General features: G+C 71.2%; 20 protein-coding genes. 8 read left to right on the top strand and 12 right to left on the bottom strand.

Annotated features, from left to right (window positions below; genetic code table 11):
• Positions 1-7: 7 nt before the first annotated feature.
• The 3 genes from K8625_RS31595 to K8625_RS31585 all read right to left on the bottom strand — a co-directional run bounded on the left by K8625_RS31595 (position 8) and on the right by K8625_RS31585 (position 4,655).
• A complete protein-coding gene (locus K8625_RS31595) occupies positions 8-688 on the bottom strand; it encodes an HmuY family protein (RefSeq protein ID WP_223746336.1) in 681 nt (226 codons plus the stop codon).
• 29 nt (positions 689-717) lie between these two features.
• The gene (locus K8625_RS31590) at positions 718-2,859 is read right to left on the bottom strand and encodes a TonB-dependent siderophore receptor (RefSeq protein WP_223784807.1); all 2,142 of its coding nucleotides are present in this window, start codon (positions 2,857-2,859) and stop codon (positions 718-720) included.
• Between the two features lie 1,157 nt (positions 2,860-4,016).
• Entirely contained in the window at positions 4,017-4,655 is a 639-nt protein-coding gene (locus K8625_RS31585) for a hypothetical protein (protein ID WP_223746334.1), read from the bottom strand.
• A gap of 56 nt (positions 4,656-4,711) precedes the next feature.
• Between K8625_RS31585 and K8625_RS31580 the strand changes: the two genes are divergently transcribed.
• Positions 4,712-5,554 (top strand): LEA type 2 family protein, encoded by an 843-nt coding sequence (locus K8625_RS31580; RefSeq protein WP_223784806.1) that lies wholly within the window; start codon positions 4,712-4,714, stop codon positions 5,552-5,554.
• A 12-nt stretch (positions 5,555-5,566) separates the two neighbouring features.
• Entirely contained in the window at positions 5,567-6,265 is a 699-nt protein-coding gene (aat, locus tag K8625_RS31575; protein WP_223746332.1) for a leucyl/phenylalanyl-tRNA--protein transferase, read from the top strand.
• A gap of 12 nt (positions 6,266-6,277) precedes the next feature.
• Here the strand turns inward: aat and K8625_RS31570 are convergent, their stop codons facing one another.
• Both K8625_RS31570 and K8625_RS31565 read right to left on the bottom strand, forming a co-directional pair.
• Positions 6,278-7,273 (bottom strand): WD40 repeat domain-containing protein, encoded by a 996-nt coding sequence (locus tag K8625_RS31570; RefSeq protein ID WP_223784805.1) that lies wholly within the window; start codon positions 7,271-7,273, stop codon positions 6,278-6,280.
• A gap of 103 nt (positions 7,274-7,376) precedes the next feature.
• The gene (locus K8625_RS31565) at positions 7,377-8,384 is read right to left on the bottom strand and encodes a hypothetical protein (RefSeq protein ID WP_223784804.1); all 1,008 of its coding nucleotides are present in this window, start codon (positions 8,382-8,384) and stop codon (positions 7,377-7,379) included.
• Positions 8,385-8,528: 144 nt separating this feature from the next.
• Here K8625_RS31565 and K8625_RS31560 point away from each other — a divergent pair, with 144 nt between their 5' ends.
• Entirely contained in the window at positions 8,529-10,082 is a 1,554-nt protein-coding gene (locus K8625_RS31560) for an LVIVD repeat-containing protein (protein ID WP_223784803.1), read from the top strand.
• A gap of 3 nt (positions 10,083-10,085) precedes the next feature.
• Here K8625_RS31560 and K8625_RS31555 read toward each other — a convergent pair whose 3' ends face one another.
• Positions 10,086-10,868, bottom strand: a complete 783-nt coding sequence (locus K8625_RS31555; protein WP_223784802.1) for a pilus assembly protein N-terminal domain-containing protein — start codon at positions 10,866-10,868, stop codon at positions 10,086-10,088.
• Positions 10,869-10,922: 54 nt separating this feature from the next.
• Between K8625_RS31555 and K8625_RS31550 the strand changes: the two genes are divergently transcribed.
• Positions 10,923-12,266 (top strand): hemolysin family protein, encoded by a 1,344-nt coding sequence (locus K8625_RS31550; protein WP_223746327.1) that lies wholly within the window; start codon positions 10,923-10,925, stop codon positions 12,264-12,266.
• A gap of 3 nt (positions 12,267-12,269) precedes the next feature.
• On the opposite strand, the gene K8625_RS31545 is transcribed toward K8625_RS31550, so the two are convergent.
• From K8625_RS31545 to glgA, 3 genes are read right to left on the bottom strand one after another with little or no spacing between them, the layout of a single operon-like run.
• Positions 12,270-12,746 (bottom strand): LEA type 2 family protein, encoded by a 477-nt coding sequence (locus K8625_RS31545; protein ID WP_223746326.1) that lies wholly within the window; start codon positions 12,744-12,746, stop codon positions 12,270-12,272.
• The gene (locus K8625_RS31540; protein ID WP_046711397.1) at positions 12,746-13,663 is read right to left on the bottom strand and encodes a serine/threonine-protein kinase; all 918 of its coding nucleotides are present in this window, start codon (positions 13,661-13,663) and stop codon (positions 12,746-12,748) included. The genes K8625_RS31545 and K8625_RS31540 overlap by 1 nt, the downstream gene beginning before the upstream one ends.
• A gap of 35 nt (positions 13,664-13,698) precedes the next feature.
• Positions 13,699-15,132, bottom strand: a complete 1,434-nt coding sequence (glgA, locus tag K8625_RS31535; protein WP_223784801.1) for a glycogen synthase GlgA — start codon at positions 15,130-15,132, stop codon at positions 13,699-13,701.
• A 77-nt stretch (positions 15,133-15,209) separates the two neighbouring features.
• Between glgA and pdxH the strand changes: the two genes are divergently transcribed.
• Positions 15,210-15,794, top strand: a complete 585-nt coding sequence (gene pdxH, locus K8625_RS31530; RefSeq protein WP_141324240.1) for a pyridoxamine 5'-phosphate oxidase — start codon at positions 15,210-15,212, stop codon at positions 15,792-15,794.
• A gap of 17 nt (positions 15,795-15,811) precedes the next feature.
• Here pdxH and K8625_RS31525 read toward each other — a convergent pair whose 3' ends face one another.
• The gene (locus tag K8625_RS31525) at positions 15,812-16,510 is read right to left on the bottom strand and encodes an SDR family oxidoreductase (protein ID WP_223746323.1); all 699 of its coding nucleotides are present in this window, start codon (positions 16,508-16,510) and stop codon (positions 15,812-15,814) included.
• A 96-nt stretch (positions 16,511-16,606) separates the two neighbouring features.
• Here K8625_RS31525 and hemG point away from each other — a divergent pair, with 96 nt between their 5' ends.
• From hemG to K8625_RS31510, 3 genes are all read left to right on the top strand, one after another.
• On the top strand, positions 16,607-17,992 hold the full coding sequence (gene hemG / locus K8625_RS31520; protein ID WP_223746322.1) for a protoporphyrinogen oxidase: 1,386 nt from the start codon (positions 16,607-16,609) through the stop codon (positions 17,990-17,992).
• A gap of 253 nt (positions 17,993-18,245) precedes the next feature.
• Complete coding sequence (locus tag K8625_RS31515; protein ID WP_141324242.1) at positions 18,246-19,301, top strand: sensor histidine kinase; 1,056 nt, start codon at positions 18,246-18,248, stop codon at positions 19,299-19,301.
• On the top strand, positions 19,298-20,077 hold the full coding sequence (locus K8625_RS31510) for a LytTR family DNA-binding domain-containing protein (protein ID WP_223784800.1): 780 nt from the start codon (positions 19,298-19,300) through the stop codon (positions 20,075-20,077). The genes K8625_RS31515 and K8625_RS31510 overlap by 4 nt, the downstream gene beginning before the upstream one ends.
• Before the next feature lie 58 nt (positions 20,078-20,135).
• On the opposite strand, the gene K8625_RS31505 is transcribed toward K8625_RS31510, so the two are convergent.
• Both K8625_RS31505 and K8625_RS31500 read right to left on the bottom strand, forming a co-directional pair.
• On the bottom strand, positions 20,136-20,882 hold the full coding sequence (locus K8625_RS31505) for a hypothetical protein (protein WP_223784799.1): 747 nt from the start codon (positions 20,880-20,882) through the stop codon (positions 20,136-20,138).
• A gap of 205 nt (positions 20,883-21,087) precedes the next feature.
• Positions 21,088-22,515 carry a hypothetical protein gene (locus K8625_RS31500; protein ID WP_223784798.1) on the bottom strand — a complete coding sequence of 476 codons (1,428 nt, stop codon included), beginning with the start codon at positions 22,513-22,515 and terminating at the stop codon, positions 21,088-21,090.
• Positions 22,516-22,625 lie beyond the last annotated feature (110 nt).

Genomic DNA, 22,625 nt, shown 5'->3' with positions numbered 1-22,625 from the left:
GGCGACATCAACGCGAGGCCTCGGCGGAGATTTCTTCGGACGGCACGTCATCGACGGCCGCGCCACCCGTGGGCGCCGTCAGCTTCGACCAGCGCAGCTTCAGCATCGCGGGCGTGCCGGCGTCGTCGTAGTAGGACTCCATCTTCACCTTGACGTACGCGCCGGAGTCGGTGCGCACCACGTACACCTGCGCGCGCGGCGTCAGCTTGTGCGTGGACACGTCATAGGAGTACCAGGCGCCGTTCGCCTCGAAGACGGTGTCGGGGTCCGAGCCCTCGTCGTCCCCGTCGTCCTGGTCCACCGCGTAGCCGCTCGCGGGCGCCTGGGTCAGCCCCGCGAAGTCCTGACCGGACACCACCGCCACCTCCACGCCGCCCGTGCCGTTGACGCCGCCGCGCGAGCGGATGTGGTAGCGATTGAAGGACAGGTCCCAGAGCGCGTCCGTCTCCGGCGGCACCTGCGCGCCCTCGTCCAGGTCCAGGCCAATCCAGACCGACGAGTCCGTGGCGTTCACCGTGGTGGAGATGGAGCCGTCCGCGTTGCTCACGTGGCTGATGTGCGTGCCGTCCGTCGGGTCCAGGTCCTCGCCCGGCGTGGGCTCCAGGTCGTCACCGCAGGCGGCGAGCAGACCGGACAGGCACAGCGCGGCGGCGACGCGGGACGCGGAGAGGAAGGTGGGACGGGACATACGGGCTCCTGGGAAGTGGGGGTGGAAGCTCACAGCCGGACAGCGACGCCGGCCTGGAAGGAACGCGGAGGAATGGGCAGGTCCGTCGGGTTGCCCGCATCGGCCAGGTTGGAGCCGATGACGAAGAACTGGAGCGCCTCGCGCGGACGCCACGCGATGCGCGCGTCCAGGGAGAGGTACGCGTCCGAGTCGTACGGGTTGGCGACGCCGTCCCCATCCGTGTCCGGATAGAAGGGGCGCTTACCGACGAGCGCGCCGCGCACCCACGTCTCCAGGCCCCACTCGCGGTGGCGCCAGGTGACCTGCGCCGTCAGCCGGTGACGCGCCTGGCCCTCCAGCGCGCGCTCCTGCGACTGGTCGCGGCCGTCGGTGAGCGAGTACGCCAGCTCCCCCGACAGTCGCCACGGGAACTGCTGACGGAGGCCCAGCTCGCCGCCGCGCACCCGCGCGCGCGCCACGTTGACGTAGGAGAACTGCTGCTGCTCGCCGCCCTGCTCCACCGACGTCCCAATCATGTCGCGCAGCGAGTGCTGGAACGCGCTCACCCACAAGAGCGAGCGCTCCGTGGGGCGCACCTCGGTGGCGACGCTGAAGCTGCGCGAGCGCTCCGGCTTCAGGTCCGGGTTGCCGCGCACGACGTAGCCCACCGAGGGGTTCTCGAAGTCGATGAGCAGCTCCTGGAAGCCCGGCGCCCGGTAGCCCCAGCCGTAGCTGGCGCGCACGGTGAGCCACGACAGCGGGTCCACCTTCGCCGCGAGCCGGGGCGTCACCGCCGAGCCGAACTGCGTGTCCACGTCCACGCGCGCGCCGGGGACCACCACCAGCCTGGGCTCCGTCAGGAGCGTCCAGCTGTCCTGTGCGTACAGAGAGCCTCGGCCCCGCTCGCCCGTGCCCGTCTCCAGCCGGTCCGCCGTCAGCCACTCGCCCAGCGCCTCCGCGCCGACGACGAGCGCGTGCCGCTCACCCAGGCGCGCGTCCAGCTGCGTGCCCAGGCGGGCCTGCTGGTCGCGCGTCTGTTCCACCGTGTCCAGCGCGGAGGAGCGGCGCTGGTCGCGCAGGTACGTCCGCTGGAAGCGCGAGTACGAGCCCTCCACGCGCAGCGACGCGTCGTCGCTCAGCTTCCACGACGGCGCCACGCGCGAGTTGATGGACGTGTCTCGACTGGCCCGGTCGAACACCGCGCCGGTGGCGCCCAGGTCGATGCCGCGCTGGGTGCGCCGCGAGACGCCCGCGGACGCCTCCAGCGACATCGCCCCCTGGTTCTTCAGGTCGCCGCTCGCCGAGACGTCGAAGCCGTCCAGGCTGCTGCCGCTGGTGCCGACGTCCGTCGTGTCCAAATCGTAGGACGCGCGGCGCTGCAGGCCGCCGCTCAGCCGCAGACCCCAGTTCTCGCCTCGCGCCTCACCCGTGGCGTCCAGGTCCAGCCGGTCCAGCTGGCCGTATGCCAGCCGCAGCTCTCCGCCGAGCGGCCTGCGCGCGCGCCGCGTGATGAAGTTCACCACGCCGCCCACCGCGTCGCTGCCGTAGAGGACGGACGAGGGACCTTTCACGATTTCGACCTGCTCCACGTCCTCGAGGGACAGGCGCGACAGGTCCACGCTGCCGGCCACGCGGCCCGCGACGCGCTCGCCGTCCACCAACACCAGCACGTACTCGGGTCCCAGGCCCTGCACCTGGAGCGACGCGCCCGCGAACGTCTGGTTCACCACCAGGCCCGGGTGCGCTGCGAGCAACTCCGACGCGTCGCGCGCGCCGCTGGCGACGATCTCCGCGCGGGTGATGACCTCGGTGGCCACCGGTGTCTCGCTCAGCCGCTCCTGCCTGCGCGACGCCGTCACCACCGTGCGCGCCGTGGGCACCTCGTCGAACGACGCGTCCGTCGGCGCGGGCACGGGCGTCGAAGATGCCGAGGTCGTCGAGGCCCCTGGACCCGCGACGACCTCGGCCTGCTTCGACTGCTCCGCCGCATCCTCGGTGACGCCCGACGCGGAAGACTCCGACTGCGCCGGGACCTGCTCCCCGGCGGACTGAACTTCAGAAGGGACAGAGAACTGGGGCGCGGCGTCCCCGGGTGCCTGGGCCGTGACAGCCCCGGGCTCCGACGCCATCGAGCCCCACGCCATCGACGGCGCGGCACAGGCCAACACGAAGAGACACCAACTGCCGCGCATACAACGTCCTCCGGCCCGCGACCGGTCGAGACTCCCCAGCGTCCTGGAGTCCCCACGGGGCACTGGGCTCAACGGCCTCGGGCCTCAAAGTCCAAACCTGTGACACCCCGGGACGAGCGCCCCGGAACTCCCACCGCTCCACCGTGCGCGCCCTTCGCGCTCCCATCACCCGGCGGCCGCTCCAGCGGCACCACCCGCGTCCGATGACACCGCCGGCACTTGAGCTCCACGCCCTCGGGCACCCGCCTTGCCAGCAGACTTCCGCACAGACACCGCAGCTCGCCCGCCTCGCCCTCCCGCTGGCATCCGTCGCGCATCTCCACCCCGGTGTCTGAAACGCGACTGACGATATTGATACTCATTATCAAAGTCAATCTTCTCTCCCAGGTTCTGTCCCGGGGCGGACAAGTGCGGGTTCCAGGAGGACGGTGAGTGGGGATTGGCGCACCCAGGGACAGTCCGGGGCGGACACTCCGTGGGGCCCGGGGCGAGCGGAGGGCGCGCGGCCAGGGCCATGCCGCGCGGGCGGGGGCACCGTGGAGCTGGGCGCGGACGGCCTCTGGATGAGGAGCGGCACCGCGCGGGCGGGGCGCCGTGGAGCTGGGCACAGACGGCCTCTGGGTGAGGAGCGGCACCGCGCGGGTGGAGGCACCGTGGAGCTGGGCACAGACGGCCTCTGGATGAGGAGCGGCACCGCGCGGGTGGAGGCACCGTGGAGCTGGGCACAGACGACCTCTGGATGAGGAGCGGCACCGCGTGGGCGGGGCGCCTTGGAGACGGGCGCTGACGGCCTCTCGATGAGGAGCGGCACCGCGCGGGCGGGGCGCCGTGGAGCTCGGCGCAGACGGCCTCGAGATGAGGGCTCGGCCCAGGCGGCTCAGCGCGGCGGGGGCGCCGTGGAGCTCGGCGCAGACGGCCTCGAGATGAGGGCTCGGCCCAGGCGGCACCGCGCGGGCGGGGCACCGTGGAACTCGGCGCAGACGGCCTCTGGATGAGGGCTCGGCCCAGGCGGCACAGCGCGGGCGCGCGCGCCGTGGAGGCTGGCGCGGATGGCCTCGCCGCCGAGGAGGGAACCCGGCGCTAACCCTCGGCGCTGCGGCGCTTCGCACAACTGGCGGCCTCGCCGTCGAGGCGAGCGCCGGGCGCTTCCCCTCGACCTAGTGAAGCTTGGGGCGCGCGGCGGCTTCGCGCTGGATGCGAGGCTTGGGCGTCACCATGCGGGCGATGCCGTAATAGAGCTGGTCCTCGGTGTAGACCTTGCGCACGCGCCGGTGGGTGCCGGGGACGTAGGCGGGGCCGGGACGCTCCAGCCACTGGAGCACGCGCACCTCGCCGGTGAGGGCCAGGGCGGAGAGCAGCTCCGGAGGGCACTGCTTGAGGTAGCGGCGCACCAGGGGGCGCAGCTTCCGGGAGAAGTCCTTGCCGAGCACCGCGTGCCTGCGCCCCGAGTGCAGCGTGCCGTCGAAGCGGCGCGACATGTGGAAGAGCTCGTGCATCACCGTCTCCAGTCGGGCCCGGGCGGTGGACCCCCGGAAGAACAGCGGCCGGAGGGTGATGCAGTAGAGCATCCGCCGGCCGCGGATGCGGATGACGGGCTTGCGCCGGCCCCGGCGGTCCTTGCTCTTGCCACCCCGGAAGCACAGGGGCTTGACGGTGCCGCGGGAGGCTCGGCGCGCCTCACCCGCCACCACCAGGATGCGGCCCGCCTTCACGTGGGCGAACTCCGGCAGCTTCGTCGCGATGTCCCGGATGAGGGCGCGGACCGTCTTGTTGAAGTTGGGGCGGCGTCGGACCACGAGTGGTGGACAGTCTAGCGGAAAAGCCCTTGGGGAGGCCCTCCAGGGTGCACACAATGTCTAGCGTCATGCGCAAGACTTCGCTCGTCGTCCAGCTCGCGGCACTCGTCTGCTTGGGTCTGGGGTGCGCCTCGGCCCCCTCCCGTCCGTCGGCCTCGGCCTCGCTGACAGGCCAGCAGACCTCCGTGGAATCCCAGGGCCTCACCGAGGCCACCCTGCGCTTCGGCGCCCAGCTCGAGAGCGCCGGCCCCGGCATGGTGGAGCGGGCCGACTACGAGCTCGTCTCCGACGGGAAGGTCCTCAAGAAGGGCTCCGCCAGGCTGGAGACAGCCCTCCAGCCCGGGACCGCGACGGAGGTCTCCTTCGAGGAGAAGGCCGCCTACGTCCAGAGCCCCGAGGACCTCGCGCGCCTGAGCGCCCAGGGCGGCACGGTGCTGCTCGCCCTCCGAGGCGTATTGGTGGTGCGCTCCGGCGACTCCGAGCAGCAGGTCCCCTTCGCCGCGAGCCGCGCGGTGCGCGTGCCCCGCCTCCCCACCGTGGTGGTGGAGGAGCTGGATGGGGCGCGCTACTCGGCCGAGGAGGTGCAGCTCAACCTCCGGCTGGGTATCCGCAACCCCAACCCCTTCCCGCTGAAGCTGGATGGGCTGACGTGGCAGGTGGCGGTGGCGGGCAAGGCGCTGGACAGCGGGACGCTGGCCCAGGCCGACAGCGTGGATGCGTCCGCCACGGGTGTGTACCCGGTGGAGGTGGCGGTGACGAAGGACTCGTGGGGGCCGGAGGTGAAGTCCCTCATCTCACGGGGAATCCTGCCCTATGGGGTGACAGGAGAGCTGACGGGTCCACTGATGCGGGTGCCGTACTCGCTGACGGGCGAGGTGAAGCTGAACGTGTCCCGCTAGGATGGGCGATGCGTGCCCATCTATCTGTTGAGTGAAGAGCACCCGGAGCTGTTCCCTCCTCCGGACCGCGCGGACAAGAGCGGCGTGCTCGCCGTGGGCGGGGACCTGAGCCCCGAGCGGCTGCTGGCGGCGTACTCGCGTGGCATCTTCCCCTGGTTCAGCGAGGGGGACCCCATCCTGTGGCACTCGCCGGACCCGCGCTTCGTACTGGAGCCGGACAAGCTCCACGTGGGCCGCAGCCTGAGGAAGACGCTGGCGCGGGGCGAGTACGAGGTGCGCTACGACACGGCCTTCGCGCGCGTCATCACCGAGTGCGGCCGCGTGACGCGCCCCGGGCAGAACGGCACGTGGATCACCAACGAGATGCTGGAGGCGTACGTCGCGCTGCACGAGCGCGGCTATGCGCACTCGGTGGAGGCGTGGGCGGGAGGCGAGTTGAAGGGCGGGCTGTACGGCGTGTCGCTGGGCGCGGCGTTCTTCGGCGAGAGCATGTTCGCGTTGGCGCCGGACGCGTCGAAGGTGGCCTTCGTCACCGCGGTGGAGCGCTTCAAGGCGTGGGGCTTCCAGTTCGTGGACTGCCAGGTGGAGACCGAGCACCTGTCGCGCTTCGGCGCGGAGTCCTGGCCCCGGAAGCGCTTCCTCACCGCGCTGCGCGAGGCCCTGCGCCAACCGACGCGGCAGGGGAAGTGGACCCAGCCCGCGTCCGAGTGACGAGCGCGAGCGTCAGTCCTCCACGCCCCACAGCTCCACGGTGCCGTCCGCCCTGCCCCACGCCACCAGGCGCCCGTCGGGCGAGAACACCGCGTCGCTCGTGTGCAGGTCCTCGCCGTCGCCATGGCTGAACAGTGCCTCGCCCGTGTCGAAGCGATGCACGCCGAAACCTCGGCCATCGCGAGAGGCGGCGAGCAGTGTGCCCTCGGGATTGAAGCTCAGGTTGCACGCGTAGCCCTGGAAGCCCGCAAGCGACTTCACCTGGCGACGCTCGCCCACGTGCACCACGGCGACCTCCTCCGTGATTCCGCCCACGGCGAGCAGCGGCTGCGTCGGATGGAAGGCGAGACTCCACACCGTGGACGCGTCGATGGAGAGCGCCACGGGGCGGGCCTCGGAGGCGACGTCCCAGAGCCACAGGTTCTCGCTGCGTCGGTCATCGGCGTGGAAGGTCACCGCGGCGTAGCGGCCCTCCGCAGAGAGCGCGCACGCCGTCACCGACACGCCCAGGTCCATCGGCGTGAGCTCACGAAGCGGCCGCCAGGACTTCAGGTCCCACACCTCGGGCGAGTCACCTTCCAACGGAATCAGCAGCAACCGCGCGCCATCCGAGGACACGGCGAGCCGGGTCACCGCGTGCGTCAGGTGCCGCTCACGCACCTGTGCACCGTCCGTCGCGCAGAAGGCCACCAACCTCGGCCGCCACGGTCCTTGGGGCGACCGGTTCGCGGACACCACCGTCAAGACGTGCTCGGCGTCAGGGAACGCCAGGGAGTGCATTCCGGACGCGGACTCGTGGGTGCCCATCGGCTCCGGCGAGAGCGTCTCCACATCCCACCACCGCAGGGGCTGTCCCCTCCGCGCCAGCGCGCCGAGCCGGGCACCCGTCGGGTCGAAGACGAGCCGCTGGCCACAGGCAAACAAGTCCGGCACAGCGGGACCGAGCCTTGCCACCGGTTTGAGGCTCTCTGCGTTGGACTCGGTGATGACGGGACGGGAAGCTCGCATGGGGATGCTCGGCCGACGGGGCGGGAGCGGAGGCCTGACCGCGCCCCACCCATCCGATACGAAGCCACCGCGACGACCCGGTCACCGGAGACGACGAACTCCCTCAGCGCTTCACCTTGCACGGAGACAGGGTGCGCTGCTGCATCATCAGGTCCTCCTCCGAGGGGCTGCTGTAGCGCACGGCCTTCGGCGCGGCCTTGGGCTTCGCCACCTCGTGCACATAGAGCGACATCAAGTCCCGCGTGAGGATGAACTTCAGCCCGCCGCTGTCGTGCAGGCCGCCGAAGAACACCGAGCCGCCATTGCGAAGCTGCACGGGCGTCAGCGCGCCGATGGGCTTGTGCAGCACCAGGGACAGGTCCTCCGTGGCCCAGTCACACGGGTTCTTCTTCCCGGCGCGCTCCATCCACGTCACCAGGAAGTCGCTCACCGTGGTGCCATCCTCCCAGCTCGCGCCGATGCGCTCCCACAGCCGTCCGCACTCCGGCATGTCGCAGTCGCGCGCGGGCACGTACTCCATCACGTCCGAGGGCAGCCCCTCCGCCTCCTTGCCCGTCTCGCGCTCCGTCGGTCGGCGCAGCTTGCAGCCCGTGGGCTCGTCCTTCTGCCGCAGCGCCACCGGCGTGCCGGACAACCTGCCCGGCGGCAGCAGGTCGCACTCCGCCTGCACCTCCGCCATGAGGAACGTCTTGCGTTCCGCGTCCGTGGCGCCCATGCGCACGGCCCACCAGGCGCTCGGCACCGCGCGACAGGGCACCGCGTCCGTCTTGCCGTAGATCCACAGTGGAATCGTCGGGTCCGGCGCGCCCAGCTTCCGGATGTCCAGCTCGTCCACCCGCTTGACGCCGGCGCGCTCCCGCTCCAGCCCCTTGAAGTAGGGGTCCTTCGACTCGGGGATGATGGCCTGGTGCACCAACCAGCCCGAGCCCTCCAGCCCCGCCTGCGAGCGCTGGGTGAAGGGCACCACGTCCGGGCGCTTCGGACAGCCCCGCTCCACGTCGGAGGGGACGATGAACTTCACCGAGCCATCATCGTCCTGCGCCCCCGCGCTCCACGGCGCGAGCAGCGCCCATCCCAACACCCACGCAGTCGACCGCATCGACAATCGCATCCGCTCTCCTCCAGGCGACTCGAATCCTGGATGCGTTCATACCCCAAGCCCGGCGCCTGGCGGCACCTCGACGCACCGCGCCCGAAGCACGGCCAGCACCTTCGCGATATGAACACCCCGACACCCACTCACCAGGATGAGCCCATGCGCGCCCTGTCGATGCTGGCCGCGATGACACTGGCCTTGATGGCCTGCGGCAAGGACAAGCCCGACCCCGAGCCCCAACCTCCCGTCAGCGATGCCGACGAGGGCGACTGGGAGGACACGGGCCCCTTCGCCACCTGCGGCGTGGACGCCGCCTCCAACGCCTGCGGCAGCCTGGGCAGCTTCGACGTCACCGGCTGCACCCCCGGGCAGCTCGCCTCGCTGGACCCCGACGGCGTCTACACGATTCACGTGCGCGCGCGCACGCCCCGCTACAGCAACACCTACGCCTTCTCGTCGCAGTCGATGCGGCTGGCGGACGCGGGCGACCAGTACGCGGGCGGCCTGCCCCTCGACACGCGGCAGGTGCATGCCGGTGGCGTCGTCTTCGCCTCCGGCTCGTTCACCTCGGGCACCACCTCCCGACGCCGCTCGTTCATCGGCTGCCAGTCCCCCGCTCCGAACCGCCTGCAGGGCTGCTACGTGGACTGCATCAACGGCCGGCTCGAGAGCGAGGGCACCTTCGACGCGTGGAAGGTGACGCCTCGCGACGGCGAGCCGGTGTCCTCCGGCCTGGAGCTGATGTCCGAGACCGCCGTGTCGGCGGGACTCGCCGCCGACGTCTACGTCACCAAGGGCCACGCCTACGTCGTGTCCCTGTACGGCGGCCTCTTCGTCTACGACGTGAGCGACCCGGCCCACCCCCGGCTCACCCGCAACATCCGCCGCACGAACGACAACTACTGGAACGGCGTGTGGGCCAAGGACGACGCGCTCTACATCGCCAGCGACTCGCGCGGCGTCATCGTCTTCGACATCAGCACCCCGGGCGAGCCCCTGGAGGTGCGCGCGATGGGCACCTCACGCACCAACGTGCACACGGTGTTCGTCGAGGGAAACCGCCTGTTCGCCGCGTCCCCCGCGCCCACCGGAGAAGTCCTCGTCTATGACATCTCCCAGCCGCTCGACCCCCAGCTGACGGGCACCTTCCAGGCCACGGGCTTCACCGCGGCGACGTCCTACGGCCCCCACGACATGTTCGCCTTCGAGGGGCGGCTCTACGTCAACTTCTGGCGCGCCGGCTACGTCATCGCGTCGCTGCAGGACGACGCCGCGCCCCGGCAGCTCGGCGCGTACCGCTACGAGCACTCCAACAGCCACGCCAGCGCCGTCGCGCGCTACGGCGAGCGCCTCATCGCCTTCGAGGGCGGCGAGGACTGGGGCGCGCACCTGCGCGTGCTGGACGTGACGGACACCGCGAACCCCAAGCGCATCGGCGAGTACCGCCTGCGCCAGCACGTCTCCATCCACAACATGGTGCTGTCCGGCACGAAGCTCTACGTCGCCTGGTACCACGAGGGCGTGCGCGTGCTGGACGTGTCCACCCCGGAGAGCCCCCGCGAGGTGGCCCACTACAACACCTTCCGTCCGGACGACCCGATGCGCGGCGAGAGCTTCTACGACGGCGCCATCGGCATGCGCGTGCCCGGGGATGGCTTCGTCTACGCCGTGGACACCTCGCGCGGCCTGCTCATCCTGCGCGAGACGCCCTGAGCCTCACTGCGCCTTCTTGCGCGTGGGCTTCTTCGGCGCGGGCTTGAGGATTTCAATCTCCACCGGGGGCTCCGGCTTCACGTCCGGGCCCGCGTCCGGCGTGGCGGCCGAGGGCTCCGGGGCCTTCACCTCCACCCGGTCCTCCAGCGGCACCCGCCCCGCCGAGCGGCGGAACAGCTCCCACAGCGCCTTGTGCCAGTCCTCGCGGCTCGCCGAGCCCGACACCACCAGCCCCGCGCCGCTGTAGCGCGCCTCCAGGCCCAGCGGCTGCAGCGCGGTGGTGAACGACGTGAGCTGCTCCTGCAGCGCCGGCACGTCGAACGTCAGCTCCAGGTCCCGCGCGACGAAGGCGTCCGTGCGCAGCACCTCCAGCAGCGCCGCGCGGCACGCCGCGTCCTTCACCGTGGCCGTCAGCGCGCGCTCCGCACCCTGCGTGGCCTTCAGGTCCGGACACGCCTTGCGCGCCGCCGCCAGCCGGGGCGTGACGTCCTCGTCCGGGGGGTTGCCCACGGTGAGCCGCCACACGGCGAAGCGCCCCTCCGCGTACAGGAGCATCAGCGTGCGCCCGGGCTTTCGCCCACTGAGCAACAGTTCGTTGCTGCCCTGGAGCACCTCCACGTGGGCCACGGAGGGGTCCTCCACCTCCACCCACTCGACGGCCGCCAGCTTCTGGAACTGCTCCTTGTCGACGTCCAGGGGACGGACCAGGTCCACCGGCCACGCCAGGGCCAGCGCGGGGACGAGGAGGGCCAGGAGTGCTCCAAGGGAATACATGCGAGCGGGCATCGGGGCTCCGGCGGGGTGGAACGGACCCTTAGCACGGGATAAGAACGGTGCTCTATGCCTACCTGGGCCCTCTGGGTCGCCTGCCTGGCGCTGTGCTTCGTCAGGTCGCTGGTCGCCGCGGCCGAATCCGCGCTCTACGGAACGTCGGACCTGCGTGCACAGGAGCTGGCCGAGTCCCACAAGGGCGCGTCGAGCCGACGCGTGCTGCGCCACAAGACCGAGCGCGAGGCCACCGCCACCGCGCTGCGCCTGGGCACCCTGCTCAGCGGGTTCCTCGCCGCCGCCATCGGCGCGTTCGTCCCGCCGCGCATGCTGGATTTGACGCGCTACGGTGAGGCCGCGTGGCTGCCCGTCGCCACCGTGGCCGCGGGCGCACTGTTCGTCGGCGTGCTGGCCAGCCTCATGGAGGTCACCATGCGGGGCCTCGCCAACGCGAACCCGGAGCGCTGGGCGCTGCGGCTGTCGGGCGTGGTGTCGCTGCTGGTGGCGGTGCTCTACCCGCCCATGCGCGTGGTGCTCGGCGTGCTCAACCTGATGGCGCGCACCTTCGGCCGCACGCTGCGCTTCGAGCCGCCGCCGCCGCCGCTCGAGGAGCTGGAGAAGCTGCTCGCCGCGCAGGCCGCGAAGAACGAGGTGGACAAGAGCGCGCCCCAGCTCATCCGCTCCATCTTCGAGCTGTCCGACAAGCGCTGCCGCGACGTCATGGTGCCGCGCACCGAGGTCGTCACCGTCGACAGCACCATCTCCTCCGAGGACCTGCTGCGGCTGCTCGCCGAGGAGAACCACTCGCGCATCCCCGTGTACCGGGACGACGTGGACCACATCATCGGCGTGCTGCACGCGCGCGACATCATCCCGCTCCTGCAGCACCCGGAGCTCATCGTCCTGCAGGACATCATCCGCCCCGCGCACTTCGTGCCGTGGATGAAGCCCATCGGCGACCTCCTGCGCGACATGCAGAAGCGGAAGATCCACATGGCCATCGTCGTGGACGAGTACGGCGGCTTCATGGGCGTCGTCACACTGGAGGACATCCTGCGTGAAATCGTCGGCGACATCGGCGACGAGTTCGAGGTGGAGGAGAAGCAGGTCGAGAAGATGGCGGACGGCAGCTTCATGGTGGACGCCGCCATGGAGGTGGACAGCTTCACCCAGGCGTTCGGCTTCCCGCTGCCCGAGGGCGACTTCGACACGCTGGGCGGCTACCTGTCGTCGCTCGCCGGCCACCTGCCGGACGTGGGCGAGCGCTTCACCTACAACGGCTGGCAGTTCGTCGTGGCCAACAAGGAAGGCGCCCGCATCGACCGCGTGCGCATGTCCCGGCTCAAGAGCGCCACGCCGGGCAAGGACACGCGCCCCAAGGAGCCTCGCTCCGAGGCCTCCGCGGCCAAGTCCTGAGCGTCACTCCGCCATGCCCTCCAGCGGGGGCACGTGCGTGAGCTTGCGCGAGCCCTGGGCCCGGAAGGACGCCCGCCGCTCCGTGCCGCCGAAGCGCAGCACCACCCCGCCGCGCAGCCGCACCGGCACCGCCCCCGTCACCGGCACGACGCGCTCGGCGGCCAGCGGGAAGAGCACGCGCAGGGGCACCTCGCCCTGGGGCGCCAGCGCCGCGTCCACGTGCTGCTGGCCGGTGGCCACGCGCCGTCCGTCCACCCACAGCTCGAAGTCCACCGCGGTGAGCGTCGCCGGGTCCGACGCGGGGTTCCTCACCTGGAGCCCGACATCGAGCAGGCCCGAGCCGTCCGCCTGGAAGTCCACGTCCAGCGACTCGACGCGCACCGCCTCGTCGTAGGCGCGCGGCTTGAGGGGCACCGCGCCCAGGCAGCCCGGGCCGACGAGCGCCGCCCATGCCCCGAGGACGAGGAGCCGCGCGCGCATCAGCCGCCCAACAGGGGCTGGAGCGCCTCCACCGTGAGGGGCCAGCCCGCCCGGCGGGCCAGCGCCTCCAGCGCCTTGATGAACTCCGCCGCCGACTGGAAGCGCCGCGCCCGGTCCGCGAAGAGCGCCTTGCGCACCACCAGCCCCGCGTAGTCCGGCAGGTCCGACGTCACCGAGGAGAGCAGCGGCACCCGCGCGTCGCGCACCTTGTGCATCAGGTCCGCCTCGTTGTCGCCCGAGTACAGCCGCCGGCTGGCGAACAGCTCCCACAGGATGATGCCCACGGCGAACAAGTCGGTGCGCGCGTCCACCGCCTGCCCCAGCACCTGCTCGGGGCTCATGTACGGCAGCGTGCCGCGCAGCGCGCCCGCGTCGCCGCGCATCATCCCCTCCACCTCCGCCACGCCGAAGTCCGTCAGCTTCACGTCGCCGTTGATGCCCAGCAGCACGTTGGCCGGGTTGAGGTCGCGGTGGACGATGGTGGCGCCGTTCTCCCCCACCTTCGCCCGGTGGATGTAGTCGAGCGCCTTGAGCAGGCACCACGCGATGTAGCACGCGGCCTCGGGCGGCATCGCCGCGCCGGCCTTGAGCAAGAGCTCCTGCATGTAGCCGAGCGTCCGGCCACTGACGAGCTCCTGCACCATGAGGTAGTCCGGCCCCGCCTTGAACAGGCGGAACGTCCGGACGATGTGCGCGTGTCGCAGGCGCACCGTCAGCTTCGCCTCGTCGACGAAGGCCTTCACGTAGGCCGTGTCGTTGCGGAACGACGGGTGCAACCGCTTGATGACAACTTCGTCAGGCTCGCCGGGCGAGCGCTGCGTCGTGGACCGGGCTCGCGCCTGGTACACCTCCGCCATGCCGCCAACGGCCAGTCGGCCGACTACCTCGTAGCCACCCAGGTCCGGAGCATCCGCCACGACACAAGCCTACTGCGATTTTCCGCAGGCACCCACTATTCAGCCATCAAGGCTGAATACAGGGCCTCGTATCGCCGGGCGGAGACATCCCAGGAAAAGTCCTTCTCCATGCCCCGCCGCCGGAAATCCGCGAGCCGGGGCGGGTCCGCGTAGAGGGCCTGGGCCCGGCGGAAGGCGGCCAGGAGCGCCGACTTGTGGAAGGCCTCGAAGAGGATGCCGTTGCCGTCCAGCCCCCCCTCCACGGTGTCCACCAGCCCCCCGGTGGCCCGGACGATGGGAACGGTCCCGTAACGCAGCGAATACATCTGGTTCAGCCCACACGGCTCGTAGCGGCTGGGCATCAGGAAGAAGTCGGCGCCGGCCTCCACCAGATGTGACAGGGCCGGGTCGAAGCCCAGGTGCACGGACACCTGGCGCGGGAAGCGGACCTGCAGGGCGCGCAGGCCCTCCTCCAGGGGGCCCTCGCCGCTGCCCACGCCCACGAAGCGGATGTCCGCCTGCAGCGCGGTGGGCAGCGCCTCCAGGAGCAGGTCCATGCCCTTCTGCCACGCCAGCCGGCTGACGATGGCGAACACGGGCGCGTCCCCCTCCGGCAGGCCGAAGCGCTGGAGCATCTCCCGCTTGCACACCGCCTTGCCCTCCATCTCCCGAGGGCCGAAGCGTGCCGGCAGGTAGGGGTCCGTGACGGGGTTCCACTCGTGCACGTCCACGCCGTTGAGGATGCCGTGCAGCCGGTGGGCGCGGCGGCGCAAGAGCCCGTCCAGGCCGTAGCCCTGCTCGGGCGTCTGGATTTCGCGCGCGTACGTGGGCGACACGGTGGTGAGCGCGTCGGAGAAGACCAGGCCCCCCTTGAGCAGGTTGACGGTGTCGTAGAACTCCAGGCCACCCTCCGAGGTGAACAAATCCCACGGCAGCCCCAGGTCCGTCATCGCGTCCTTCTGGAACTGCCCCTGGTAGGCCAGGTTGTGGATGGTGAACACGCTCCGGGCGCGCGACAGCGACGTGGACTGGAAGCCGCGCCGCAGCGCCACCGGGACCAGCCCCGTCTGCCAGTCGTTCGCGTGGATGATGTCCGGCTGGAAGCCCACGCGCTGGGCCGCCTGGAGCGCGCCCACGGACAGGTAGGCGAAGCGCCGCGCGTTGTCGCCGAACTCACCCGCCGCGTCGCCGTACAGCCCGTGGCGGCCGCCGAAGAAGTGCTCGTTCTCCAGGAAGAGGACCTCCAGCCCCTGCGCCACGCGGGCGGAGAGGATGGGCCCGCCCACCTCGCCGAAGGGGAAGCGCAGCTGGAGCGACTGTCCGGTGGGCGCGAGTCGTCCGGCGTCGCGCAAGTCACGGTAGCGCGGGGTGACGACCTTGACGTCGTGACCCAGCGAGGCGAGCGCGGCGGGCAGCGCGCCGGCCACGTCCCCCAGTCCCCCCGTCTTCGAGAAGGGCGCCACCTCCGAGGAGATGAAGAGAATCTTCATGTGACAACCATGACGGTTGCGCCGGATGAGTCAACCGTGAACGTGCGCCCACTGTCCGCGTCCCTTATGGTGCGCCCGTGCTGATACCTCCCGACCCCATCCAGCGCTTCGCGGACGTCTTCGAGCGCGCCAAGAAGGCCATCCCCGTGGACCCCAACGCGGTGGTGGTGGCCAGCGTCGGCGCCGACGGCCGCCCCAGCGCGCGCGTCGTCCTCCTCAAGGACTTCGATGCGCGCGGCTTCGTGTTCTTCACCAACCACGAGAGCCGCAAGGGCCAGGAGTTGCGCGCGCACCCCTTCGCCGCGCTGTGCTTCTACTGGCAGCCCCTGGACGAGCAGGTCCGCGTGGAGGGCCGCGTGGAGGTGGTGTCACCCGAGGAGGCGGACCAGTACTTCAGGAGCCGCGCGCGCGGCAGCCAGGTGGGCGCGTGGGCCAGCCTCCAGAGCCAGCGGCTGGGCTCGCGCGATGAATTGGAGTCGCGCGTGGAGGACGTGGAGAAGCGCTACGCGGGAGGGGACGTGCCGCGCCCGCCGCACTGGTCCGGCTTCCGCGTGGTGCCCGACCGCATCGAGTTCTGGCACGCCCAGCCCAGCCGGCTGCATGACCGGCACGTCTACCTGCGCGACGGCGACGCGTGGCGCACGCAGATGCTCTACCCGTAGCGACGCGGCCCCTCGTGCTACCAGGGCACCTCCGCGCCCTGGTAGTCGAAGAAGCGACCACTGTGCTCCGCGCGCAGCTCATCGATGACGTTGAGCATCCCTCGCACCGAGTCGCGTGGCGGCAAGGGCGCGTCCGGCCCGCCCATGTCCGTCTTCACCCAGCCGGGGTGCAGCAGCACGGGCACGATTCCCTGGGCACGCAAGTCATTGGACAGGTTGCGCACGCCCATGTTCAACGCGACCTTGGACATCCGATAGGCATAAGCGCCGCCGTCGCTGTTGGACGACAGCGAGCCCATGCGCGAGGTGACGTAGGCCACCTTGCGCGAGCGGCCCCGCAGGAGCCCCGGGAGCAGCGCGCTGGTGACACGCAGCGGCCCCAGCGCGTTGACGGCGAAGGTGCGCACCACGTCCGCGTAGTCCACGTCCGTCAGCGCGCACCACAACCCTGGCACGCCCGCGTTGTTGATGAGGACATCCACCGGCTCCAGCAGCACCTCGTCGGCGAAATCCCTGACACTCGCCTCGTCGGCCACGTCCAGCGCATGGACTCTCAAGCGCCCCGCACAGCCGTGTTTCAGCGGCTCCAGCCGCCGCCGCCCCTCCTCGGTGCGCACCCCGGCGTCGACGATGTCGCCGCGCTCGAGGAGCTGTTGGACGAACTCATACCCAATGCCCCTGCTCGCTCCGGTGATGACGTAGCGCATGCTCTTCATTAACGCGCCGAATGGATGTCCTTGGCAAAACACGGACGAATGACGCGAGTGAGTGCACGCTGGTCACCGGAAAATTTGATTCAGGAGAGACAACCCATGACTGTCGCCGTCGTAGGAGGTGGGATTTCAGGTCTGGTCGTCGCCTGGCGATTGCGCTCCCGCGGTAGGGATGCCGTTCTCCTGGAGACAACCCCCCGGCTCGGTGGCGCGGTGGGAACGCGCGCGCAGCAGGGCTTCCTCCTGGAGACGGGCCCCAACAGCTTCCTGGACCGCGAGCCCGCCATGCGAGAGCTGGCATCCGCGCTCAATCTGGAACACAGGATTCGCGCGGCGGATGGGGCGGCGAAGCGGCGGTATGTCTACACGCGGGGGAAGCTGCGCTCGGTGCCCGCATCGCCGCCGGCGTTCCTGAAGTCGGACATCCTCCCCTTCGGCGCGAAGCTGCGGGTGATGGGGGAGCTGTTCAGCGGCCGCGCGGCGGCTGGTGTGGACGAATCCCTGGCGGACTTCGGGCGCCGGCATCTGGGGCCCACGGCGACGCGGGTGCTGCTGGACGCGGTGCAGACGGGCATCTTCGCGGGCGACGTGGAGAAGCTGAGCGTGGGCGCCACGTTCCCGCAGCTCGTGAAGCTGGAGCGCGAGCACCGCAGCCTCCTGCTCGGCGCCATCCACGCCCAGAAGGCCCAGGCGAAGGCGCAGAAGGCCCTGCCCGCGGGCAGCACCGCGCCGAAGCTGAGCGGCGCGCTGAGCACCTTCGAGGGCGGACTCGGCACGCTCATCGACGCCCTGGGCACGGCGCTCGGGGACGCGGCGCACACCGGTGCCACGGTGGAGGGCCTGACGCGGGGAGACGACGGCTGGCGGCTCGCGGTGAGCGAGCGGGGACAGCGCTCGGAGCTGAAGGCGTCCCACGTGGTGCTGGCCGCGCCCGCATACGTGACGCGGGGCCTCCTGGAGCCGCTGGACGCGGAGCTGGCTTCTCGCGTGGGCGGCATCGACTACGCGCCCATCGCCGTGGTGCACCTGGGCTTCGACGCGGGGACGACGCCCGCGCCGGACGGCTTCGGCTTCCTGGTGCCGCCGATGGAGAAGCGCCGGCTGCTCGGCGCCATCCACGCGTCCACCGTGTTCCCCTTCCGCGTGGAGGCGGGCCGGGTGCTGTACACGTGCATGGTGGGCGGCGCGACGCGGCCGGACCTGGTGGCGCTGGACGAGGCCGCGCTGGTGGCGCTGGCGCGCGAGGAGCTGCGGGCGCTCGCGGGCGTCACCGCCACGCCGACGCTCACCGAGGTCTTCCGCTGGAAGCGGGGCATCCCCCAGTACAACGTGGGCCACCTGGAGCGGATGGACGGCGTGGACCGGGCGCTCACGCGCCTGCCCGGGCTGCACCTGGCGGGGAACGCCTACAAGGGCGTGGGCCTCAACGACTGCATCCGCAACGGGCTTTCGCTCGCGGACGCGCTGGTGGACGCGGGGGCCTGAAAGCGACGGCTCGGCCCCGGGCGGCGACCGTCCGGCGCCACCGGGTCAGTGGGGCACGAGGGGCACGTCAGACTGGGCATGCATGCTGCGCAGCCTCCGGAGACCCCCATGCCCCCCACCCTCCTCGTCGCCGCCGCCATCGTCCTGTTCCCCGTCGTCCTCGCCGGAAGCATCCTCGTCGACGCACTCGAGCTCGACGTGGACAAGGCCCCCGAGCAGTGACGCCTCCGACGGTGTAGGCTCCGCCGGGCGCATGTCGGAGAAGCCCGAAGGGTCCATCGTCCGCGCCACCCTGCGGGCCCTCGCGGAGCCCCGCAGGCTGGTGCCCATCCTCCTCGTCTGCGCCCCGCTCGTCGCCGCGCAGGTGAGCTTCAGCCGCGAGCCGCTCGCCCCGCACCTGGGCGTGCTCATGTGCCTGGTCTTCGTGGGCGTGGCCCCCGTCACCTACCGGGTCCTCTTCCCCAGCGGGCTGGATTTGAGCCACGGCGGCGTGCGCGTGCTGATGTACGGCACGCTGGGCAGCGGCGTGGTGCTGATGATGGGCATCGTGCTGCCCAAGCTCCTGGACATGGGGCCCACGTTCCTCACCCAGCGCACCAACCTCATGGTGTGCAACGCGCTGTTCCTCGTCGGCGGCTGGGGGCTGGGGCGGGACATCGGCTTCGAGGAGTCCCTGGCCAAGGAGCGCGCCCGCGCGGCCCGCTTCGCGCTGGAGGCGGAGCAGGCGCAGTTGCTCGCGCTCCGGAGCCACCTGGACCCGCACTTCCTCTTCAACACGCTCAACGCCATCGCCGAGTGGTGCCGCGAGGACGGCGCGGTGGCGGAGGCGGCGGTGCTCAGGCTGTCCACCATGCTGCGCTCGGTGCTCGCCGGCGTGCGCAAGGCGACCTGGCCCCTCTCCGAGGAGCTGGCGCTGATGCGCACCCTCTTCGACCTCCACCTGCTCAGGGACCCGGAGCTGTTCCAGCTCGCGGTGGACATCCGCCCCGGCGCCGAGGACGTGCCGGTGCCGCCGCTGGTGCTGCTGCCGCTCGCGGAGAACGCGGTGAAGCACGGCCCCGCCGCGGGCCACCGGGGCCGGCTGTCGCTGGAGGTGCAGGTGCGCGACGGCCAGGTGGCGGTGGCCATCGAGAACCCCGGCGCCTCCCGGGGGCCGCGCGAGGGCAGCGCGGGCCTGCCCACCGTGGAGCGCAGGCTCGCGCTGGCCTATGGCGAACAGGCGCGCCTGTCGCTCACCAGTGACGCGGAGCGCACCCGTGTCACCGTCACCCTGCCCCGCTCGGGCCCCCTGCCAGGAGTCATCACGTGAGCCCTCCCCTGCGTGTCCTCATCGCCGACGACGAGCTGCTCGCCCGCAAGCGCCTGTCGCGACTGTTGGGCGCGCTGCCCGACGTGCGGGTGTGCGGCGAGGCGGCCGACGGGGAGGCGGTGCTCGCCGCGGTGCGCGCGGGCGGCGTGGACGTGGTGCTGCTGGACATCCACATGCCCGGCCTCAGCGGCCTGGACGCGCTCGCGCTGCTGCCGGAAGACGGCCCTCGCGTGGTGCTCTGCACCGCGCACGCCGAGCACGCCGTGGACGCCTTCGAGCACGGCGCCGTGGACTACGTCTTGAAGCCCGTGGAGCCCGCGCGGCTGCAGAAGGCCCTGGAGCGCGTGCGCGCGAGAATCGGCGCGGAGCCCCGCGCCCGCGGGGACGGCGCCCCCACGGAGAAGCCGCCGCAGCAGGCCCGGGCGCTGGCGCGGCTGCCCATCCCCACGCGGCAGGGCATCGTCCTGGTGGACCCGGAGACCATCTCCCACGCGGCGCTGGATGACGAGCTGGTGACGGTGTTCACCGCGCAGGGCGAGTTCCTCACCGACTTCACGCTCAACGAGCTGGCGGAGAAGCTGCCCCAGGACCTGTTCCAACGGGTCCACCGCCGGGCGCTGCTCAACCTGCGCCACGTCGCCAGGCTGGAGCCCCTGGAGACGGGGGGCTACCTGGCGCGCACGTCGCGGGGCCACGCGGTGGAGGTCAGCCGCCAGTCCGCGCGCGAGCTGCGAAGGATGCTGGGTCTGCGCAAGGGCGCCGAGGACGAGGGCTGACCGCAGGTCCCCCTCGCGTGTCGCGGCGCGCCCAGCTCGCGCCGCACCTCACCTGCGACTACTGCACGCTCACCTCGACATCGACGAGCTGGCCGTTCTCCTCGCGCTGGAAGCGCACGTTGCCCTCCTCGGTCCACGCGGGCGAGGTGCCCTGTCCCAGGCTGTAGGCCGACGCGACGTTGTCCTGGGCGTCGAGCTTCATCACCCGCACCTCGGTGGTGGTCGTCGTCTGCGGCGCGAGGTAGACGATGATGCGCCGCTGGTTGGGCCCCCACTGCACGGGGGTGTTGCTCACCGGGGCCGGCACGTAGGCGGGGTCCGTGGCGAGCGACGTGCTCCGGTTCGTCACCTGCATCAGGTTCTTCCCGTTGGCCTTCACGCGCCAGAAGGACGCGAGCCCCGAGCGCAGCTTCGACTGGAACAGGATGCTCTTGCCGTCCGGCGTCCACGACGGGCTCTGGTCGTCATGGCCCGTCGTCAGCCGCTCCGTCTTGCCGTTGCTCGCCTTGTAGAGGTGGAGCTCCGCGCTCTTCACCGGCTCGCCCACGTTCCACGAGGAGGGCAGCTTGGCGAACACCACCTGGCTGCCGTCCGGCGACACCGACGGGGCGCTCGCGCGCTCGGCGATGAGCGTCGACTTGCCGTCCTTCACGCCGTACAGCTGCTGGCTCGGCGTGAGGTAGACGATGATGCGTCGGTCCGCGACGGCGCTCTGCGACTGCTCCGCCACGGTGGCGTCACCGCCGGAGGATGCGGCCTCCATGTCCGCGCCACCGCAAGCGGTCAGCGCCAGAGAAGAAGCCATCCACATCACGAGTGTCCCGCGACGAGCGATGCTTCGGACTTCATTCGGATGCATACGGTCCTCTGTGTGAAAATTTCCGCTGCCGAGTACGAATACTGACAAAGGAGTCTGACCCGCACTCACGGGTATTTCACGTCAGACTGCTGGAACAATCCACCCAGTCTCAATTGACCCGCCGATTACCCAACGCGCCTCTCGCACCGCGTCAGCGGTTGACGAACAGCGCCGGGATGCGCGCCGCGTCGTCGCCCAGCACTTCCGAGAGGAGCTGGTGGGCAGGGGTGGGAAGCGTGGTGCCGGCGCGTGCACAGCGGGAAGCCTCGTCCAATGTGCGCATGGGCACGTCGCAGTAGGACTCGCGCCAGTGGACGGAGAGGGACTCGGCGAAGCGGCGGGCCATCAGCTCCACGCGCTGCTCCAGCCAGCCCTCGGGCGAGGTGAAGCTGGCGCGGCGCGGGCGAATCTCACCGGGCTCGAAGTGGACGTCGTGCTCCAGCGAGGACTCGGACAGGTGGTCCTGGAGCACCGTCGCCAGCGGGGCCCGACGCGCGTCCAGCACCCCCGAGGAGGACAGCGTGAGCTGGTGCTCCACCGACAGGCGCAGGGCGTGGTACTCGAAGGTGCGCGCCACATCCCTGTAGCGCGTGACGGGCACGGTGAAGTTGCGCGTGTACGTGCGCACCTTGGTCACCTTGCGCGTCTGCGTCTTGCCGTCCTTGTCGGTGTACGTCTCGTCCGCCTCGAACGGCTCCTCGATGGTCTCCTTGCGCTCCTCGTGGTCGGTGTAGGGGACGCGCTCCGTGTACGGCGCCGTCATGGCCACGTTCTCGCTGCCGCGGCGCGTGTCGAAGCGGCCGGCGAGCAAGAGCTCCGGCTGGGGCTTCGCGGCGGGCGAGTACCAGGGCGACAGCTCGTAGGCGCGCGCGAGCCGCGAGCGCAGGAGCGCCATGCGCGCGGAGTCGAGGCCCGACACCTGGCCCTCCCACGTGGGCACGCCGGTGAGCTCGGGGGCCGGAGCGGGCTCGGGGGCGGGCTCGCGCCAGTGGCGGCAGTAGCGCGACACCACCTCGCGCCAGTGCGCGCCGGTGTCGGACGTCACGGCCTTGAGGCGCCCGCAGGTGTCCTTGCCGCTCTGGAGCACGGAGGACTCCATCTCGCGCTGGATGCCGACCATCTCCTTGTGCGCGAGCAGCGGGCGCTTGCGGATGAGCGCCTCCTCCGCCGTCAGCGCGTGGCCCTGGCTCGCGGGCGCGACGATGACGGCGCGCAGGTGCCGGTGCGTGCCCTCCATCTCCTCCAGGAGCGAACTCTCCAGGCCGCCGCTGAGCTTCGCGTTCCACTGCACGCGCCGGTCGAGGAAGCGCAACAGGTCGTCCTCGGCCTTCTCGTCGATGCCGTCCAACCGGAAGCGCCGCGCGTTGCCGAGCAACTGGCTGAGCGCCTTGCCGCGCAGGCCATCGCGCTCGATGACCAGGGACTTGTCATGCGGGTCCTTGGCGACGAGGTCGTCATAGAGGCTGGCGGCCTCGACGAACTGGCCGTTGCGCGCCAGCTCGTCGGCGCGACCTCGCAGGGTGGAGCAGGCACTTCCCAAAAGAGCGAGCAGCAACAGCGGAGGAAGGAGTCGGAACATGGGCGCGAAGAGCAGGACCTCTGCCGCTGACGTGGCGGGCGCCCGGATATTCGCCCCAGCCGCGCCCGGCTCGCAACGGCAGGGGTCCTCCCGAGGCCGCCCGCCCGCGC

Origin of the sequence: Myxococcus sp. AS-1-15 (assembly GCF_020037055.1) — a bacterium.
GTDB lineage: Bacteria > Myxococcota > Myxococcia > Myxococcales > Myxococcaceae > Myxococcus > Myxococcus fulvus.
Note: the sequence above shows the minus strand (reverse complement) of the source record. Positions and strands in the feature narration are given on the sequence as shown.

Coding starts and splice junctions, on each gene's coding strand:
- K8625_RS31595 (WP_223746336.1), bottom strand. CDS start 688: ATGTCCCGTCCCACCTTCCTCTCCGCGTCCCGCGTCGCCGCCGCGCTG.
- K8625_RS31590 (WP_223784807.1), bottom strand. CDS start 2,859: ATGCGCGGCAGTTGGTGTCTCTTCGTGTTGGCCTGTGCCGCGCCGTCG.
- K8625_RS31580 (WP_223784806.1), top strand. CDS start 4,712: ATGTCTAGCGTCATGCGCAAGACTTCGCTCGTCGTCCAGCTCGCGGCA.
- K8625_RS31570 (WP_223784805.1), bottom strand. CDS start 7,273: ATGCGAGCTTCCCGTCCCGTCATCACCGAGTCCAACGCAGAGAGCCTC.
- K8625_RS31565 (WP_223784804.1), bottom strand. CDS start 8,384: ATGCGATTGTCGATGCGGTCGACTGCGTGGGTGTTGGGATGGGCGCTG.
- K8625_RS31560 (WP_223784803.1), top strand. CDS start 8,529: ATGCGCGCCCTGTCGATGCTGGCCGCGATGACACTGGCCTTGATGGCC.
- K8625_RS31555 (WP_223784802.1), bottom strand. CDS start 10,868: ATGCCCGCTCGCATGTATTCCCTTGGAGCACTCCTGGCCCTCCTCGTC.
- K8625_RS31550 (WP_223746327.1), top strand. CDS start 10,923: ATGCCTACCTGGGCCCTCTGGGTCGCCTGCCTGGCGCTGTGCTTCGTC.
- K8625_RS31545 (WP_223746326.1), bottom strand. CDS start 12,746: ATGCGCGCGCGGCTCCTCGTCCTCGGGGCATGGGCGGCGCTCGTCGGC.
- glgA (WP_223784801.1), bottom strand. CDS start 15,132: ATGAAGATTCTCTTCATCTCCTCGGAGGTGGCGCCCTTCTCGAAGACG.
- K8625_RS31525 (WP_223746323.1), bottom strand. CDS start 16,510: ATGAAGAGCATGCGCTACGTCATCACCGGAGCGAGCAGGGGCATTGGG.
- hemG (WP_223746322.1), top strand. CDS start 16,607: ATGACTGTCGCCGTCGTAGGAGGTGGGATTTCAGGTCTGGTCGTCGCC.
- K8625_RS31515 (WP_141324242.1), top strand. CDS start 18,246: ATGTCGGAGAAGCCCGAAGGGTCCATCGTCCGCGCCACCCTGCGGGCC.
- K8625_RS31505 (WP_223784799.1), bottom strand. CDS start 20,882: ATGGCTTCTTCTCTGGCGCTGACCGCTTGCGGTGGCGCGGACATGGAG.
- K8625_RS31500 (WP_223784798.1), bottom strand. CDS start 22,515: ATGTTCCGACTCCTTCCTCCGCTGTTGCTGCTCGCTCTTTTGGGAAGT.